The organism is Amycolatopsis sp. WAC 04197, from assembly GCF_003947475.1.
GTDB lineage: Bacteria > Actinomycetota > Actinomycetes > Mycobacteriales > Pseudonocardiaceae > Amycolatopsis > Amycolatopsis japonica.
In genome coordinates this window covers 638,847-656,141 of record NZ_QHJK01000008.1, presented here as the reverse complement: position 1 = coordinate 656,141, position 17,295 = coordinate 638,847, and the positions used below count along the sequence as shown (strand labels likewise).

15 protein-coding genes are annotated in these 17,295 nt (G+C 69.3%); 12 read left to right on the top strand and 3 right to left on the bottom strand.

Features of this window, described 5'->3' with window-relative positions:
* The first annotated feature begins 28 nt into the window (after window positions 1–28).
* The 6 genes from DMC64_RS29945 to DMC64_RS29920 all read left to right on the top strand — a co-directional run bounded on the left by DMC64_RS29945 (window position 29) and on the right by DMC64_RS29920 (window position 5,780).
* On the top strand, window positions 29–1,054 hold the full coding sequence (locus DMC64_RS29945; protein ID WP_016335360.1) for a ParA family protein: 1,026 nt from the start codon (window positions 29–31) through the stop codon (window positions 1,052–1,054).
* Entirely contained in the window at window positions 1,051–1,476 is a 426-nt protein-coding gene (locus DMC64_RS29940) for a hypothetical protein (RefSeq protein ID WP_037348136.1), read from the top strand. Before DMC64_RS29945 ends, DMC64_RS29940 begins: the two co-directional genes overlap by 4 nt.
* Window positions 1,476–2,411 (top strand): ScpA family protein, encoded by a 936-nt coding sequence (locus DMC64_RS29935; protein ID WP_037348138.1) that lies wholly within the window; start codon window positions 1,476–1,478, stop codon window positions 2,409–2,411. Before DMC64_RS29940 ends, DMC64_RS29935 begins: the two co-directional genes overlap by 1 nt.
* A complete protein-coding gene (scpB, locus tag DMC64_RS29930) occupies window positions 2,408–3,076 on the top strand; it encodes an SMC-Scp complex subunit ScpB (protein ID WP_125736224.1) in 669 nt (222 codons plus the stop codon). The genes DMC64_RS29935 and scpB overlap by 4 nt, the downstream gene beginning before the upstream one ends.
* A complete protein-coding gene (locus DMC64_RS29925; RefSeq protein ID WP_007035528.1) occupies window positions 3,066–3,818 on the top strand; it encodes a pseudouridine synthase in 753 nt (250 codons plus the stop codon). Before scpB ends, DMC64_RS29925 begins: the two co-directional genes overlap by 11 nt.
* A gap of 93 nt (window positions 3,819–3,911) precedes the next feature.
* Entirely contained in the window at window positions 3,912–5,780 is a 1,869-nt protein-coding gene (locus DMC64_RS29920; protein ID WP_125736288.1) for a Xaa-Pro dipeptidyl-peptidase, read from the top strand.
* A 77-nt stretch (window positions 5,781–5,857) separates the two neighbouring features.
* Here the strand turns inward: DMC64_RS29920 and DMC64_RS29915 are convergent, their stop codons facing one another.
* The 3 genes from DMC64_RS29915 to DMC64_RS29905 are packed head-to-tail and all read right to left on the bottom strand — an operon-like array spanning window position 5,858 to window position 7,951.
* Entirely contained in the window at window positions 5,858–7,054 is a 1,197-nt protein-coding gene (locus DMC64_RS29915; protein WP_037348144.1) for a cation:proton antiporter, read from the bottom strand.
* Between the two features lie 6 nt (window positions 7,055–7,060).
* On the bottom strand, window positions 7,061–7,543 hold the full coding sequence (locus DMC64_RS29910) for a cation:proton antiporter regulatory subunit (RefSeq protein WP_125736223.1): 483 nt from the start codon (window positions 7,541–7,543) through the stop codon (window positions 7,061–7,063).
* 15 nt (window positions 7,544–7,558) lie between these two features.
* On the bottom strand, window positions 7,559–7,951 hold the full coding sequence (locus DMC64_RS29905; RefSeq protein ID WP_125736222.1) for a DUF4267 domain-containing protein: 393 nt from the start codon (window positions 7,949–7,951) through the stop codon (window positions 7,559–7,561).
* Window positions 7,952–8,042: 91 nt separating this feature from the next.
* Between DMC64_RS29905 and DMC64_RS29900 the strand changes: the two genes are divergently transcribed.
* The 6 genes from DMC64_RS29900 to DMC64_RS29875 all read left to right on the top strand — a co-directional run bounded on the left by DMC64_RS29900 (window position 8,043) and on the right by DMC64_RS29875 (window position 17,255).
* Window positions 8,043–8,621, top strand: a complete 579-nt coding sequence (locus DMC64_RS29900; protein ID WP_073844424.1) for a TetR/AcrR family transcriptional regulator — start codon at window positions 8,043–8,045, stop codon at window positions 8,619–8,621.
* 92 nt (window positions 8,622–8,713) lie between these two features.
* Complete coding sequence (gene cmk / locus DMC64_RS29895) at window positions 8,714–9,418, top strand: (d)CMP kinase (protein WP_199755147.1); 705 nt, start codon at window positions 8,714–8,716, stop codon at window positions 9,416–9,418.
* Window positions 9,415–10,083: a 1-acyl-sn-glycerol-3-phosphate acyltransferase gene (locus DMC64_RS29890; RefSeq protein ID WP_037348151.1), complete on the top strand. Its 669-nt coding sequence runs from the start codon at window positions 9,415–9,417 to the stop codon at window positions 10,081–10,083. The genes cmk and DMC64_RS29890 overlap by 4 nt, the downstream gene beginning before the upstream one ends.
* A gap of 4 nt (window positions 10,084–10,087) precedes the next feature.
* Window positions 10,088–11,569, top strand: coding sequence for a ribosome biogenesis GTPase Der (gene der / locus DMC64_RS29885; protein WP_125736220.1), 1,482 nt, complete (start codon window positions 10,088–10,090; stop codon window positions 11,567–11,569).
* A 247-nt stretch (window positions 11,570–11,816) separates the two neighbouring features.
* On the top strand, window positions 11,817–15,719 hold the full coding sequence (locus tag DMC64_RS29880) for a Pls/PosA family non-ribosomal peptide synthetase (protein ID WP_125736219.1): 3,903 nt from the start codon (window positions 11,817–11,819) through the stop codon (window positions 15,717–15,719).
* 198 nt (window positions 15,720–15,917) lie between these two features.
* Window positions 15,918–17,255 (top strand): M1 family metallopeptidase, encoded by a 1,338-nt coding sequence (locus DMC64_RS29875; RefSeq protein WP_125736218.1) that lies wholly within the window; start codon window positions 15,918–15,920, stop codon window positions 17,253–17,255.
* Window positions 17,256–17,295 lie beyond the last annotated feature (40 nt).

Here is a 17,295-nt window from a genome sequence, read left to right as displayed (position 1 = left end):
GATCCTGCCGAAGAGGAGCTTTCGCGTTATGTCGACACCGAACGAGCCGGCGAAGCCGTCCGCGTCCGCCGGTTCGGCTGCCGCGAGCCTCAGCCAGGTGACCATCGCAACCCCCGCCGAACACGACGGCGACGAACCGTCGGAGGACACGATCTCTTCCCGCGGCCGCAAGGCCAAGCGCGCCAAAGAAGCCAAAGACGCCAAGCAGCAAGAACGCGACAACGACGGCATCGGGCCCACCGGCCGTCCGTATCGCGAGATCCCCGACCCGCCGCCGCTGGACCGGCACGGCCCCGCACTGGTGATGGCCATGTGCAACCAGAAGGGCGGCGTCGGCAAGACCACCTCGACCATCAACCTCGGCGCGGCGCTGGCCGAATGCGGCCGCCGGGTGCTGCTGGTCGACTTCGACCCGCAGGGCGCGCTCTCGGTCGGCCTCGGCATTCAGCCGCACGAGCTGGACCAGACGGTCTACAACGTCATCATGGAGCGCTCGGTCAGCATCACCGACGTCATCCGGAAGACCCGGGTGGACGGCGTCGACCTGCTGCCGAGCAACATCGACCTGTCCGCGGCCGAGGTCCAGTTGGTCGCAGAGGTAGGACGCGAACACACTTTGTTACGGGTCCTTCGTCCGGTCATGAACGACTACGACTATGTTCTTGTCGACTGCCAGCCCTCGCTAGGCCTGCTGACGGTGAACGCACTGACCGCCGCGGACGGTGTGATCATCCCGCTGGAGTGCGAGTTCTTCAGTCTGCGAGGCGTAGCGCTCCTGATCGACACCATCGAGAAGGTGCAGGAACGCCTCAACCCCAAACTGGACATCACCGGGATTCTCGCCACCATGTACGACCCGAGAACCCTGCACTCGAAGGAGGTCATGGCGAGAGTGGTGGAGGCATTCGGCGACACCGTGTTCGACACGGTGATCAACCGCACCGTGCGGTTCCCCGAGACGACGGTCGCGGGCGAGCCGATCACGACCTGGGCTCCCAAATCAGCGGGCGCGGCGGCTTATCGCGCGCTGGCACGCGAGGTGATCGCTCGGTGAGCAGGCGAGCTTCCCTGCCCGGAGCGTCCGAACTCTTCAGGATCACCTCCAGCCCCGCCCTCGATCTCCCGCCCGCGCCCGAACAGCCCGCCCCCGCGAAGGGGAACGGCAACGGGAACGGATCCGGGACCGAGCCGGGGCGCGCGCACAAGGATCAGCTGACCCGTGCCGCGCGCAGCGGTTCCGGGCGGACCAAGCACGACGCGAAGATCACCGTCTACGTCTCCGGCGACGAACTGCTGGCGATGGAGCAGGCCAGGCTGAACCTCCGGGCGAAGCACGGTCTCGTGCTCGATCGCGGCAGGCTGGTCCGCGAGGCGGTGGCCGTGCTGCTGGCCGACTTCGACGCGGCGGGCGAGGACTCGGTCCTCGTCCAACGCCTGCGGGCGGGCAGCGAGGACGGGAAAGAGACCGAGAACTGATGGACGACCCGGCCGCGGCTGCTCCCAGCGGCTCAGAGCCGGTCGAGCGGACAGAGGCAGACGAGACCCCCGTCGTGCACGAGACCGTGCACGGCGGGATGGTCCCCGAAGGACTGGCCAGTGAAGAGCTGAGCACGTCCAAGTTCAAGGTGCACCTGGAGAACTTCGAGGGCCCCTTCGATCTGCTGCTCCAGCTGATCTCGCAGCACCAGCTCGACGTCACCGAAGTCGCGTTGCACCGGGTCACGGACGATTTCATCGCCTACACCCGTGCGCTCGGCACGGAGTGGAACCTCGACGAGACGACCGAGTTCCTGGTCATCGCGGCGACCTTGCTCGACCTCAAGGCGGCGCGCCTGCTGCCCGCCGCCGAGGTGGAGAGCGAAGACGACCTCGCCCTGCTCGAAGCGCGCGACCTGCTGTTCGCGCGTGTGCTGCAGTACCGGGCGTACAAGCAGGTCGCGGCGCTGTTCGGCGAGCTGGAGGCCGGCGCGCTGCGGCGGTATCCGCGCTCGGTCGCGCTCGAAGACCGGTTCATGGGGCTGCTGCCCGAGGTGATGCTCGGCGTCGACGTCGGGAAGTTCTCCGAGATCGCGGTCGCGGTCTTCAAACCGAAGCCGCCGCCGACGGTGTCGATCGCGCATATCCACATGGGCCGGGTCTCGGTGCGCGAGCACGCCGCGCTGCTGCGGCTCAAGCTCGCGGAGCGGGGTGAGGCGACCTTCGGCGAACTGGTCGAGGACTGCGAGCACACCGTCGAGATCGTGGCGCGGTTCCTCGCGCTGCTGGAGCTGTACCGGGAGTCCTCGGTCCAGTTCGAGCAGCTGGAGGCGCTCGCCGAACTGCACGTGCGCTGGACCGGCGGGTCCGTGGAGGAGGCGTCGGTGGCGGCCGAGCAGGACCGCGCCGCCGTCGAGGACGAGGAGTACGGGTGACCCCGGAGAACACCGAAGAGACAGAGACGACCGAAGACACCCAGGCGGAGACTCCTGCCGCCGAGGAGGAGCCGCCCGCCGACGAAGGTCTCGTCGCGGCCGGCGACGGCGACTATCCCGACGTCACCTCGGACGAGGCGCTCGAAGCGGCGCTGGAGGCGTTGCTCCTGGTCGTCGACTCGCCGATCAGCGAGGAATCGCTCGCCGAGACGGTCGCGCAGCCGGTGTCGCGGGTGACCGTGGCGCTGCGCACGATGGCGCAGAAGTTCACCGAGCGGACCAGCGGAATCGACCTGCGCCGAGTCGGCGAAGGATGGCGGTTCTACACTAGGGACGTCTATGCCCCGTTCGTGGAGAAGCTTCTGCTCGACGGCCAGCGTTCCAAGCTGACGCGAGCCGCACTGGAGAGCCTCGCCGTGATCGCCTATCGGCAGCCGGTGACCAGGGCCAGGGTCGCCGCCGTCCGAGGGGTGAACGTGGACGGGGTGATCAGGACGCTGCTGGCGCGCGGCCTGATCGAGGAGATGGGGACCGACCCCGAAACCACTGGCACGCTGTACGTGACGACCGAGCTGTTCCTGGAGCGACTGGGCCTGTCGTCCCTGGCCGACCTTCCGCCCATCGCTCCGTTGCTACCCGAAGTGGACACCATCGATGACATCTGACCCGCATCCCGACGGCATTCGGCTGCAGAAGGTCCTTTCGCAGGCGGGCGTGGCCTCGCGGCGCGCGGCCGAGGACCTGATCGTGCGCGGTCGCGTGAGCGTGGACGGCAAGGTGGTCACCGAACTCGGCCGCCGGGTCGATCCGGACAACTCCGTGATCCACGTCGACGGCACCCGCGTCCAGGTCCGCGAGGACCTCGTGTACCTCCTGCTGAACAAGCCCAAGGGCGTGCACAGCACGATGAACGACGACCGCGGCCGTCCGTGCGTCGGCGACTACCTGCGCGGCCGGTACGAGGAGACGCCCGGCATCGTGCACGTCGGCAGGCTCGACGAGAACACCGAGGGACTCCTGCTCCTCACGAACGACGGCGACCTCGGGCACCGGCTGATGCACCCGTCGTTCCGCGTGCTGAAGACCTACTTCGCCGAGGTCGAGGGCATCGTCCCGCGCGGACTCGGCAAGGAACTGCGCGCGGGTTTCGAGCTGCCGGACGGCATCGTCAAGGTCGACCAGTTCCGCGTCAAGGACATGCTGGCCGGGCGCACCCAGATCGAGCTGGTCATCCACGAGGGACGCAAGCACATCGTGCGGCGGCTGATGGCGGCCACCGGGCACCCGGTGCGCAAACTGGTCCGTACCGCGCTGGGCGACGTCCAGCTCGGTGCCCAGCGGTCGGGTTCGATCCGGCGGCTGAACCGCGGCGAGGTCGGTTCGCTGTACCGCGCCGTCGATCTCTAAGACTTTCCGCTCTACTGCATGCGTGATCATCGCGTTTAGCTCTCCCTGACGGGCTTTCAGCCGACGGGGAAGGGCTCAACCGTGAAAACAGTTGTGCTGGCAGGGATCTTGGCGGTGGCCGCGGCCGTGGTCGTGGCACCGCAGTCCGCGGCGAAACCGCGGGCGAGTGAACCGGTCTACGACTTCGCCCAGGCCGTCCGCGAGACGGCCTGGGTGGACATCGGGCTCGACGGGGACGGCGACGGCCGTTCCGACCGGGTCGCCGCCGACATCATCCGCCCGAAGGAACCGGCGGCGCAGGGCAAGAAGGTTCCGGTCATCATGGACGCGAGCCCGTACTACTCGTGCTGCGGACGCGGCAACGAGAGCGAGCTCAAGACCTACGATTCGGCGGGCCGGCCGGTCGGGTTCCCGCTCTACTACGACAACTTCTTCGTCCCTCGCGGGTACGCCGTGGTCCTGGTGGATCTGGCCGGTACCAACAAATCCCGCGGGTGCACCGACATCGGCGGGCCCTCGGACATCGAATCGGCGCGCAAGGTGGTCGACTGGCTGAACGGCCGGGCGAACGGCTACACGACGGCGACCGGTCCGGCGAGGACGAACGCGACGTGGTCGACGGGTGCGGTCGGCATGATCGGGAAGTCCTACGACGGCACGGTGGCCAACGGTGTCGCCGCGACCGGTGTCGAGGGGCTCAAGACCATCGTGCCGATCGGCGCGATCAGTTCCTGGTACGACTACTACCGTTCCGACGGCGCGAACCTGCGCCAAGGCAGCCCCGCCGGGCTCGCGCAGACCGTTTCGCAGCGCAACGGCGGACAGAACTGCGGCGCGGCCAACCGCAAACTCACCGCGGGCGCGACGTCGAACGGTGACTACAACGCGTTCTGGCTCGACCGGGACTACGTGCAGAGCGCATCGAAGGTGAAGGCGAGCGTGCTCGCTTCGCACGGTCTCGGCGACCTCAACGTCAAGACCATCAACTTCGGGCAGTGGTGGGAAGCGCTGAACGTCGAACGCAAGATCTGGCTGACGCAGGCCGGTCACGTCGACCCGTTCGACTACCGGCGCTCGGCTTGGGTCGACACCCTGCACAAGTGGTTCGACCACTACCTGCTCGGCGTGGACAACGGCATCGAGAAGACCCCGAGCGCGAGCGTGGAACGCGAGCCCGATGTCTGGGTGGACCAGCCGGCGTGGCCCGCGGGCAGTGCCGTCACCCTGCGCCCCGCGTCCGGAACCACTCCGGGGGTCGGCACGCTCGGCAGCTCTCCTGGCACGGGCACGGTGTCGTTCACGGACTCCTCCGGTCAGTCCTCGAACAGCTGGGCCGCGAAGCCGACGGAGACTTCGAACGGGCGAGTGCTGTTCAGCACGGGCGCGCTGGCGAAGGACCTTCACGTGTCCGGAACGGCGAAGGTGACTGTGACCGCGACGCCGTCGACGTCCACTGCGCGGCTCTCGGCGATCCTGGTGGACTACGGTCCGGCGACGATCCGGAACTACACCGGACCGAAGGAAGGCATCAAGAATGAGCTGACCCAGTCGTGCTGGGGCTCGAGCGCTTCGGGCAACGACGCGTGCTACCTGAACACGAGCACCGACGCGGTTTCCGTGGGGCTGAACATCATCAGCCGAGGCTGGGCGGATCTGGCCAACCACAGTTCGCTGAGCCAGGAGTCGCCGCTGACGCCGGGGCAGCCGTACACGATGACGTTCCGGCTGGCGAGCACGGATCACGTCGTCCCGCAGGGACATCAGCTCGCGCTGATCATCGGCGGGACGGACGGCTCGTTCATCTCGGGACCGGCGCAGTACCCGAAGATCACGGTGGATCTGGGCAAGACGTCGCTGGCGTTGCCCGTCGCGGGTGCGGGCCCGTCGGCGGTGCCGGCGGCGCTGCCGGTGGCTCCGGCGCAGATCGCTCCTGCCACTGTTTCGGGGCTTGAGCGCGGCTAGGCCACTGTCATGAAAGGGTCGTTCAGGACAAGATATGTCCTGAACGACCCTTTCATGACACTCAGAGCGGGGCGGGGTCAGCCGGTTTGCGAGGCCGGGCTCTTCGAACCGAAGGGCTTCCGCTGCAGAGCGCGGGCGACCGGTTCGACGATCCGCGCGGCTGTCGGGCCGAGGATCGCCATCAGCAGCACGTACGCCGTCGCGAGGGCCGCGAGTTCGCCGGTCACCGCGCCGGCCGCCACCGCCAGCCCGGCGATGACGATCGAGAACTCGCCTCGCGCGACCAGTGCGGCTCCGGCGCGAGCGCGGCCCATCTTCCCGATGCCCTGCCGCCGCGCGGCCCACCAGCCGGTGCCGACCTTCGTGAGCGTGGTCGCGACCGCCAGCACCACCGCCCAGCCGAGTACGGGCGGGATCGAAGCGGGGTTGGTGTTGAGCCCGAACACCACGAAGAACACGGCGGCGAACAGGTCCCGCAGCGGTTCGAGCATGTGCGTCGCGTTCTCCGCCGTCGAACCCGAGATCGCGATGCCGAGCAGGAACGCGCCGACCGCGGCCGAAACCTGCATCGCCGAAGCGACACCGGCGACCAGCAGTGCTGCGCCGAGGACCTTGAGGAGGAACACCTCGCGATCCGGGCTGTCCACCGCCGCGGAGACGTACCGGCCGAACTTCAGCGCGATCACCAGGACCACGGTGATGACCATCAGGGAGATCCCGACGGCCTTCATCCCGCCGAGGAAGCTGACCCCGCCGAGCACCGCGGTGAGGATCGGCAGGTACAGCGCCATCACCAGGTCCTCGAACACCAGGATCGACAGCACCACCGGGGTTTCCCGGTTACCGAGCCGCCCGAGATCGCCGAGCACCTTCGCGATGATCCCGGACGACGAGATGTAGGTGACGCCTGCCATCACGATCGCGCCGATCGGCCCCCAGCCGAGGATGAGCGCGACGATCGCCCCGGGCGCGGCGTTCAGCACGATGTCCACGAGGCCCGCCACCCACGAGCGTTTCAGCCCGGTGAACAGCTCGGCCGCCGAATACTCCAGGCCCAGCAGGAGCAGCAGCAGGACCACACCGATCTCGCTGGCGAGATGGGTGAAGTCGCCGATGTCGCCGAGCGGGATCAGCCCGCCCTGCCCGAAGCACAGGCCGCCGATCAGGTACAGCGGGATCGGGGACATCCCGATCTTCCCGGCGAGGCGTCCCAACGCGCCCAGCCCGAAGAAGACCGCCCCGAGTTCGATCAAGGACAGTGCGGTGTGATCCATCCGCGATCAGCCGTACTTCAAGATCTTGACGGCGGCCTCGAGACCCTCGGAGGTGCCGACCGCGACGAGCACGTCGCCCGCGGTGAGGTTGAAGTCCGGGGTGGGGGAGGGGTGGACCTGACCGGCCCGCATCACCGCGACCACCGAGACGCTCGTCCGCGTGCGCATGGCGGTGTCGCCCAGCGTCCGCCCGTCGAACGGCGACGACGACTTGATCGGCAGCTGCTTGGTGTTGATACCGGGCAGGTCCCGGTGCTCTTCGGTGAGCTGGGCGACCAGCTGGGGCGCGCCGAGCAGGTTCGCCAGCGCGCCCGCCTCGTCGGTGGTGAGCGGAAGCGACGCCAGACAGGCGTCGGGATCGTCCGTTTTGGACACGATCAGCTCGACGTGTCCATCGCGATGGGTCACCACCCCGACACGGCGGCCGTTGCGGGTGGCGAAGTCCTTGCGGACGCCTATTCCGGGGAGCGGGGTCACTTCGACGTTCACGTGAACAACAGTAACTCACTGTCCGTTTTGCGCGGGACGGATCAGGAACAACGCCGAGATCACGACCATGAGGGCGCACGTCGCGCCGTGGATGCCGAGCGCGGCGCCGACGGAACCGTTGTGGGTCAACACGATCAGCATGTCTCCGAACGGGATGAACGCCAGCGCGAGCACCGCCCAGCCCAGCGCGCGGGCGTTCCGGAACAGGATCAGCGCTAGCACCACGAGCGCGGTGCCGATGTCACGGACGCCCTTGACCGCGAGGATCGGATCGCCCTCGGACGGCATCACCGGCAGTCCGAAGCCACCCGTCTGGGTCGCCGGGAAGAACACGTAACCACTCCCGAAGTAGAGGACGAAGAGCACGAGGGCGGCGGACAGGATGTAGGCGATCTTGGTGCGGGTCATGGTCTCCGACTCCAAAAGCTAGCAGTGCTAGGAACGACGCCGACACTAGCGCTAGCAGTGCTAGCTTGTCTAGCGGTGCTAGCATGTCCGTATGGTCACGAACCCCCGGCGCGAGCGGGATCGCTCGCAACGCGAACAGTTGATCGTCACCACCGCCCGTGAGATCGCGGAGGAAGAGGGCTGGGACGCGGTCACCACGCGGCGGCTGGCGGCGAAGATCGAGTACAGCCAGCCCGTGCTCTACAGCCATTTCTCCGGCAAGGGGGCGATCATGGCGGCCGCGGCGCTCGAAGGGTGCACCGAAATGGCCGTCCACATGCGGAAGGGGGCCGTGGCGGAGGAAGGTGCGCGAGACGCTCTGCTGCGGCTGGCCGACAACTACTTCGACTTCGCCGACCGCAAACCGGCGCTCTACGACGCGATCTTCACCCTCGCCAGCGAACTGAGCTTCGCCAGCCCGGACAGTCCGGAGCCGTTGAAGGACGCGTTCGGCGCCTTGCTCGAAGTCGTGGGCCCGGTCGCCGGTGGAGACGACCCCGCCCTCTACACCGAGACCTTCTGGGCCGCCCTGCACGGCCTGGTCACCCTCGAACGCAGCAGGCGGCTCCCGGCGGACGCGCGCGCGGAACGCATCCGCATGCTCGTCGACCGGTTCGCCGTGGGCGGCTGAGGCGTGTCGCGTACCACCAGGCAGAATGAACGTCGATCAGATGAGCGACGGATGAGCTGAGGAGTGTTTCGGTGGCGGGAGCCCTGCGTGGTGTGGTCGCGATGGACGGCCCGTCCGGAACCGGGAAATCCACGGTTTCGCGGAAGCTCGCGACGAAGCTCGGCGCCGGTTACCTCGACACCGGCGCGATGTACCGCATGGTCACCCTCGCCGTCCTGCGCGCCGGGACCGACCTGACCGACCCGGACGCGATCGCCGACGTCGCCCGGAAGGCCGATTTCGGCATCGGGACCAGCCCGGACGAAGCGACCGTGACCCTGGCGGGTGAAGACGTCGCCGCCGAGATCCGCGGCGCGGACGTCACCACCGCGGTGTCGCCGGTTTCGGCCGTCCCCGCCGTCCGCGAACTGCTGGTCGCCCGGCAGCGCGAGATCATCGCCGAGGTGCTCGGCCGCGTCGGCGGCATCGTGGTCGAAGGCCGGGACATCGGCACCGTCGTCTCGCCGGACGCCCCGCTCAAGATCTTCCTCACCGCGTCGGCCGAGGTCCGCGCCGCCCGCCGCAGCGCGCAGGACTCCGCCGCCGGCCGGGAGTCCACGGTGGATCTCGCCAAAGCGGCGGTGGAACGGCGCGACCGCCTCGACTCGACGCGGGCGGCTTCGCCCTTGCGCGCGGCCGACGACGCCGTCGAGGTGGACACTTCGGCGCTCAATATCGACCAGGTGATCGTGGCGCTGGCGGAACTCGCGCTGCACCGCGGTCTTCTCGAAGGCTGCCCCGCCGAGGCGTCGAGGTGAGCGCGAAGGGACTTCCCGAAGGCGCGAGCGGCCCGATCCACACGTTCGGCCGGGGGATCTCGAAATTCCTCGTCCGGCCCGCGTTCCGGGTCCGGGTGCACGGTGCCGAGCGGGTACCGGCGTCCGGGCCGGTGGTGTTCATGGCGAACCACAGTTCGATGACGGAACCGGCGCTGCTGTTCGGAATGTTGTCGCGGCGCACGGCGTTCCTGGTCAAGGCGGAGCTCTTCAAGGGCTTCGTCGGCTGGTTCTTCCCGAAACTGGGCCAGATCCCGGTGAAACGGGGCGCGGTGGACCGCAAACCGCTGATGATGGCGGTCAAGGTGCTCGAGGAAGGTGGCGCCGTCGGGATCTTCCCCGAAGGCACCCGCGGCCTCGGTGACGCCGAAAACTTCGAGCGCGGCGTGGCCTTCCTGGTCCGCGCCGGGAACGCGACCGTGGTTCCGGTCGCCACTCGGGGGACGTACAAACCCGCCGGCGCCAAACGGCGTTGGCGGCCACGCGTCGACATCATGGTCGGCGAACCTTTCACTCCCGAGATCGGGAAGGGAAGGACAGGGCTGGAGGAGGGAACCGAGCGGCTTCGCATCGCGCTCGCGGACCTCGTGAAGGCACTGGACGAATGGCGCTTGGAGCACGGGCTCCAAGACACGCGACAGGATTGAGAAAATGACAGAGCTTGACGGAGTCGGCGAGATCGACGGCTCCTGGTCCGACGAATCCGAATTCACCGCGCTCGACGCGCAGATCGCCGCGGGCGAGGCCGAGGAGGAGGCGCAGCTCGCGCAGCCGGTCCTCGCCGTCGTCGGCAGGCCGAACGTCGGCAAGTCGACCCTGGTCAACCGCATCCTCGGCCGCCGGGAGGCGGTCGTGCAGGACGTCCCCGGCGTGACCAGGGACCGCGTCGCCTACGACGCGTTCTGGGCGGGCCGCCGGTTCACGCTGGTGGACACGGGCGGCTGGGAGCCGGACGCGACCGGGCTGCAGGCCTCCGTCGCCGCGCAGGCCGAGATGGCGATGGCCACCGCCGACGCGGTGCTGCTGGTCATCGACGCCAGTGTCGGCGCGACGGCCACCGACGAGGCCGTCTCCAAGGTGCTGCGCCGCTCGAAGAAGCCGGTGCTGCTCGCCGCCAACAAGGTCGACGACGACCGCCTGCTCGCCGACACCGCGTCGCTGTGGTCGCTCGGCCTCGGCGAGCCGTACCCGGTCAGCGCGTTGCACGGGCGCAGCTCGGGCGACCTGCTCGACGCCATCGTCAAGGCCCTGCCGTCGATGCCGCGCGACGGCGACCGCGCCACCACCGGCCCGCGCCGCGTCGCGCTGGTCGGCAAGCCGAACGTGGGCAAGTCCAGCCTGCTGAACAAGCTCTCCGGCGAGGAGCGGTCCGTCGTGGACTCGGTCGCCGGCACCACCGTCGACCCGGTCGACTCGCTGGTCGAGCTCGACGGCGAGACCTGGCGGTTCGTCGACACGGCCGGTCTGCGCAAGCGGGTCAACTCGGCCAACGGTGCCGAGTACTACGCGTCGCTGCGGACCAAGACCGCGATCGACGCGGCCGAGGTCGCGATCGTGCTGCTGGACGCGGCCGAGCCGCTTTCGGAGCAGGACCTGCGGGTGCTGACCATGGTCGTCGAGGCGGGCCGCGCCTGCGTGCTCGCCTTCAACAAGTGGGACCTCGTCGACGAGGACCGCCGTCACGCCATGGTCCGTGAGCTGGACCGCGGCCTGGTGCGGGTGCCGTGGGCGGACAAGGTCAACATCTCCGCGCTCACCGGCCGGTCGGTGAGCAAGCTCGCGCCCGCGCTGCGGACCGCGTTGAAGTCCTGGGACCAGCGGGTGCCCACGGGTCAGCTGAACGGCTGGCTGGCCGACCTCATCGCCGCGACCCCGCCGCCGGTGCGCGGCGGCAAGCAGCCGAAGGTGCTGTTCGCGACCCAGGCGGGTATCCGGCCGCCGACGCTGGTCCTGTTCACCACCGGCTTCCTCGAGGCGGGCTACCGGCGGTTCATCGAACGGAAGTTCCGTGAGCGTTTCGGTTTCGAAGGCAGCCCCGTTCGGGTGAATGTCCGGGTGCGGGAAAAGAAGCAAAAGCCCAAGGCCGGTGGTAAAGCGGCGGGTAAACCACAGGGTAAGCCAAAAGCGCGCTGATTTTCTCACGATGTAGGTGAATATTTCACAGGGTGGACACGCCGATGACCTCGGGTTTCGGCGTGTCCACCGGTGAGTTTCGACACTCTGCCGAGACCCTCCCGAGATATGTCGTTCACCTGCGGTAAAGTCGATGGTCTGCTAGCGGGCGCCTCATTCGGAGAGCGAGCCCGAATGACGCACTTCGCGAAAGGTGTGTGATGCGCTTGCGCGCCCATGGTTCCGCCGTGCCCGTGGTGATCTCCCGATGACCCTGACCGCCGACTCACGGCCGATCGCTTGCGTCGCGGACGTCACCGTCGCGCCGTCGCCCGCCCCGGTCGCCGACCGCGCCCTGTTCTGGTCCGGCCTCGGCGCGGGCGAGCGCACCCTGATCGACATCCTCGCCGAGACCGCCGCCCGCCACCCCAACGCGGGCGCGATCGACGACGGCGAGACCACGCTGTCCTACCGCAAGCTCGTCGAGGAGATCGACGCCTACGGCCGCAAGCTGACCGCCAACGGCGTCGGCGTCGGCGACCGGGTCGGCGTCCGGATCTCCTCCGGCACCGCTGAGCTCTACGTCGCGATCCTCGCGATCCTGTCCGTCGGCGCCGCCTATGTGCCGGTCGACGCGGACGACCCGGAGGAGCGCGCCGAGCTGGTGTTCGGCGAGGCCGACGTCGCCGCGGTCGTCACCGACGGCGGCGCGATCACCGTCCTCGGCTCGCCGAGCGGCGTCGAGGGCTCGCCCGCGCCGACCGACGACGCCTGGATCATCTTCACCTCCGGTTCGACCGGGAAGCCGAAGGGCGTCGCGGTCTCGCACGCCTCGGCCGCCGCCTTCGTGGACGCCGAAGCACAGCTGTTCCTCACCGAGGAGCCGATCGGTCCCGGAGACCGCGTGCTCGCCGGGCTGTCCGTCGCGTTCGACGCGTCCTGCGAAGAGATGTGGCTCGCCTGGCGCCACGGCGCCTGCCTGGTCCCGGCGCCGCGTTCCCTCGTGCGCACCGGCGTCGACCTCGGCCCGTGGCTGGTCGCGCAGGGCATCACCGTCGTCTCCACCGTGCCGACGCTGGCCGCGCTGTGGCCCGCCGACGCGCTCGAAGACGTCCGCCTGCTGATCTTCGGTGGCGAAGCGTGCCCGCCGGAGCTGGCCGAACGCGTCGCCGTCGAAGGCCGCGAAGTCTGGAACACCTACGGACCGACCGAGGCCACCGTCGTCGCCTGCGCCGCGCAGATGACCGGAGAAGGTCCGGTCCGCATCGGCCTGCCGCTCGTGGGCTGGCAGCTCGCCGTCGTCAACGAGGCGGGCGAACCGGTCGCGATGGGGGAGACCGGAGAACTGGTCATCGGCGGCGTCGGCCTGGCCCGCTACCTGGACCCCGAGAAGGACGCCGAGAAGTTCGCGCCGCTGCCTTCGCTGGGCTGGCGCCGCGCGTACCGCAGCGGCGACATGGTCCGTGCGGAGGCCGAGGGCCTGCTGTTCCTCGGGCGCCTCGACGAGCAGGTGAAACTCGGCGGCCGCCGGATCGAACTCGGCGAGGTCGACGCCGCACTGCAGGCGCTGCCCGGCGTGCAGGGCGCCGCCGCCGCGGTCCGCCGCACCAAGGCGGGCAACCAGGTGCTCGTCGGATACGTCGTGCCCGCCGAGGGGACGAGGTTCGACCACGACGAGGCCGCGACCCGGCTGCGCGAGCAGTTGCCCGCCGCGCTCGTCCCGCTGCTTGCCCTGATCGAAGACCTGCCCACGCGCACTTCCGGCAAGGTCGACCGCAACGCGCTGCCCTGGCCGCTGTCCACTGTGGACGCCGCCAAGTCCGGCCTGTCGCCGACGGAGAGCTGGCTCGCCGAAGGCTGGGCGGAGATCCTGGGCGTCTCGGTCGACAACCCGAAGGCCGACTTCTTCACCAACGGCGGCGGCAGCCTGACCGCCGCCCAGCTGATCGCGCGGATCCGCACCCGGCACCCGCAGGTGTCGGTGAGCGACATCTACGCCAACCCGAAGCTCGGTGCGCTCGCGTCGATGCTGGACGCGTTGAGCGGCGAGAAGACCGAACGCCGGGACATCGCGCCCACCCCCCGCAAGGCGGGGATCGTCCAGTCGCTGCTGATGATCCCGCTGATGGGTCTCGTCGGCCTGCGCTGGACGACGATCGCCGCGACGCTGTCGAACGTGCTTTCGCTGGCCGGGTTCGCCTGGGCGCCGACGCTGAACTGGGTGTGGATCGCCGTCGCGTGGATCGCGCTGTTCAGCCCGGCCGGGCGGATCGCGATCTCCGCGACCGGCTCCCGGCTGCTGCTGCGGGGCGTCCGTCCCGGCAGCTACCCGCGCGGCGGGAGTGTCCACTTGCGACTGTGGACCGCCGAGAAGCTCGCTGAGTTCAGTGGCGCGGACAGTGTCGCGGGCGCTTCCTGGATGACGACGTACGCCAAGGCCCTCGGCGCGCGGATCGCCAAGGACGTCGACCTGCACTCCCCGCCGCCGGTCACCGGCATGCTGAAGCTCGGCCGCGGTGCCGCCGTCGAACCCGAGGTCGACCTGTCCGGGCACTGGGTGGACGGCGATCTCGTGCACATCGGCAAGATCCGCATCGGTGCCGACGCGCGGATCGGCGCGCGCAGCACGCTGTTCCCCGGCGCGCGGATCGGCAAGGGCGCGGAGATCGCGGCCGGGTCGACCGTCCGTGGCAATGTGCCCGCCGGGCAGCGTTGGGCCGGTGCGCCCGCCGCGCGTGCCAGCAAGGACGCGCTGAAGTGGCCGTCGAGCCGCCCGCCGCGCTCGCGGTTCTGGGCTTCGGTCTACGGCGTGACTTCGGTCGCCCTGGGGCTTCTGCCCGCCGTCGCCGCCCTGCCCGCCGTCGCGGTGCTGGGTTACGCGATCGCCGGCGCGCCGTCGCTGGGCGCCGCGCTCGACCAGGCGCTGCTGTTCACGCCACTCGCGACCGTCGCGTACTTCCTGACGTACGCCCTGCTCGTGCTCGTCGGCGTCCGTTCGCTGAGCATCGGCATGGTCGAGGGCTACCACCCGGTGCACGGCCGCGTCGCATGGCAGGTCTGGGCGACCGAGCGGCTGATGGGCATGGCGCGTGAAGGGCTGTTCCCGTTGTACGCCAGCCTGTTCACCCCGGTGTGGCTCCGGATGCTCGGCGCGAAGGTCGGCCGCAACGTCGAGGCGTCCACCGTGCTCGCGCTGCCGAAGATGACCCAGGTGGACAGTGGCGCGTTCCTCGCGGACGACACCATGGTCGCCACCTACGAACTCGGCCACGGCTGGCTGCACGTCGCCCCGGCGCGGATCGGCAAGCAGGCGTTCCTCGGCAACTCGGGGATGGCGGCGCCGGGACGTTCGGTGCCGAAACGCGGTCTGGTCGGGGTGCTGTCGTCGGCCCCGCTCAAGGCGAAGAAGGGCTCGTCGTACCTCGGGATGCCGCCGCTGCCGGTCCGCCGGTCGGTCGGCGAGGCCGACACGAGCCGCACCTTCACGCCGCCGCTGCGGCTGAAGGCGGCCCGCGCGCTCGTCGAACTCTGCCGCATCGTGCCGGTGATGTGCGGTGTCGCGCTGACCGTGCTGGTGGCCGCTGGGATCTTCGCGCTCGCGTCCTCCTTCGGCTTCCTGGTCGCGGTGCTGCTCGGCGGGCCGCTGCTGCTCGCCGCCGGCGCCGTCGCCGCGCTGACCGCCACCGCGATGAAGTGGCTGCTGGTCGGCCGGTTCCGCGCGGTCGACCATCCCTTGTGGAGCTCGTTCGTCTGGCGCAACGAACTCGCCGACACCTTCGTCGAGGCGCTCGCCGTGCCGTGGCTGATCGGTTCGCTCGGCGGTACGCCGCTGCTGCCGGCGTGGCTGCGGACCATGGGCGTCAAGATCGGGCGCGGCGTGTGGCTGGAGACGTACTGGCTGCCCGAGTCGGACCTGGTGAGCCTCGGCGACGGCGCGACGATCAACCGCGGCTGTGTCGTGCAGACGCACCTGTTCCACGACCGGATCATGACGATGTCGCCGGTGACCCTGGACGAGGGAGCGACGCTCGGGCCGCACGGTATCGTGCTGCCTGGCGCGGGCATCGGCGCGCGGACGACCGTCGGACCTGGCTCCCTGGTGACCCGGGGCGACGCGGTTCCCGCCGACTCGCGCTGGCTGGGTAATCCCATCTCGGCCTGGACGAAGTAGGAACGGCTGGCGGAGCTGAGGTGCGTTCGGAATGGTGACCACAGGGGTGAACCCGCCCTGGCCGAAGGCCCCGCTATCGCGGTGGCAGGGCGCCGTGTCCACGCACCGTGACGGTCTTCTGCCAACCAGCGCCCTGCCGACGTCGATCGCGGCCGCGGGTTCACAGACAGACACAATGGAAAGCGGGGTTCTTCCCGGGTGATTTCGAAGGCATCCGCGCAGCCCTCGCCCGGCGCGGAAACCTCCGGCGACTCCTATCTGCCCCGTCACGGTAACGGCGGTTACCGGGTCCGGCACTACGATCTGGAGCTGGACTACAAGATCGGTCCCAACCGGTTGTCGGCCGCCGCGGCCATCACCGCGGAGGCGACGCAGGCGCTGTCACGGTTCACGCTCGACTTCGGCGAGTTCCGGATCAACCGGGTGCTGGTCAACGGGAAACCGGCCAAGTACACGCGCCGCGCGCACAAACTGCAGGTGAAGCCGGCGAAATCGTTGGCGCTCGGCAGCGAGTTCCTGGTGGAGGTCCACTACGTCGGGAATCCGCGGCCGCTTCCGGGGCTGTGGGGCGACATCGGCTGGGACGAACTGACCGACGGCTCGCTCGTCGCGAGTCAGCCGGTCGGGGCGCCGTCGTGGTTCCCGTGCAACGACCATCCGGCGGACAAGGCGACGTACCGTGTCGCGCTCACGACGTCGTCGCCGTATCTCGTGGCCGTGACCGGGAATCTCGTCTCCCGGTACACGCGCGCGAGCACCACTCAGTGGGTCTTCGAACGGCCCGAGCCGACGCCGACGTATCTGATGAGCGTCCAAATCGGACGGTACGACGACATCGTGCTGGCCTCCGGCGGTGTCCCGCAGCGGGCCGCCGTTCCGCCGCGCCTGCGCCGGGCCTTCTCGCGCGATTTCGGGCGGCAGGGCCAGATCATGGAGTCGCTGCAGCGGTTGTTCGGGCCGTACCCCTTCGGCGAGTACGTCATCGTCGTCACCGACGACGACCTCGACGACCCGATCGAAGCGCAGGGCATGTCGATCTTCGGCGCCAACCACGTGGACGGACGGCGCACGCACGAACGGCTCGTCGTCCACGAACTGGCGCACCAGTGGTTCGGCAACAGCCTGACCGTCGCCGACTGGCGGCACATCTGGCTGAACGAAGGCTTCGCGACGTACGCGGAATGGCTCTGGTCCGAGGAATCCGGCGGACAGAGCGCGCACGCGTGGGCGAAGACGTGGCACGCACGGATGAAGGCGAAGCCCGCGGACCTGCGTCTCGCCGATCCCGGGGTGGCGCGGATGTTCGACGAGCGGGTGTACAAACGCGGCGGGCTTTTGTTGCACGCCTTGCGTTGTACCGTCGGCGACGAGGTCTTCTTCCCACTGGTGAAGGCTTGGGCGGTGGAGAACCGGCACGGTCTGGTGACCACCGACGGTTTCGTGGCGCTCGCCGAACGCTTTGCCGGGCGTTCGCTTGCTTCTTTCTTCGATGCTTGGCTGGATGGGTTGGCGTTGCCTCCGCTTCCTCCTGCCTGACGCGAGCGTCCTGAAGGCCTCCTTTGAGACATCCAACGTC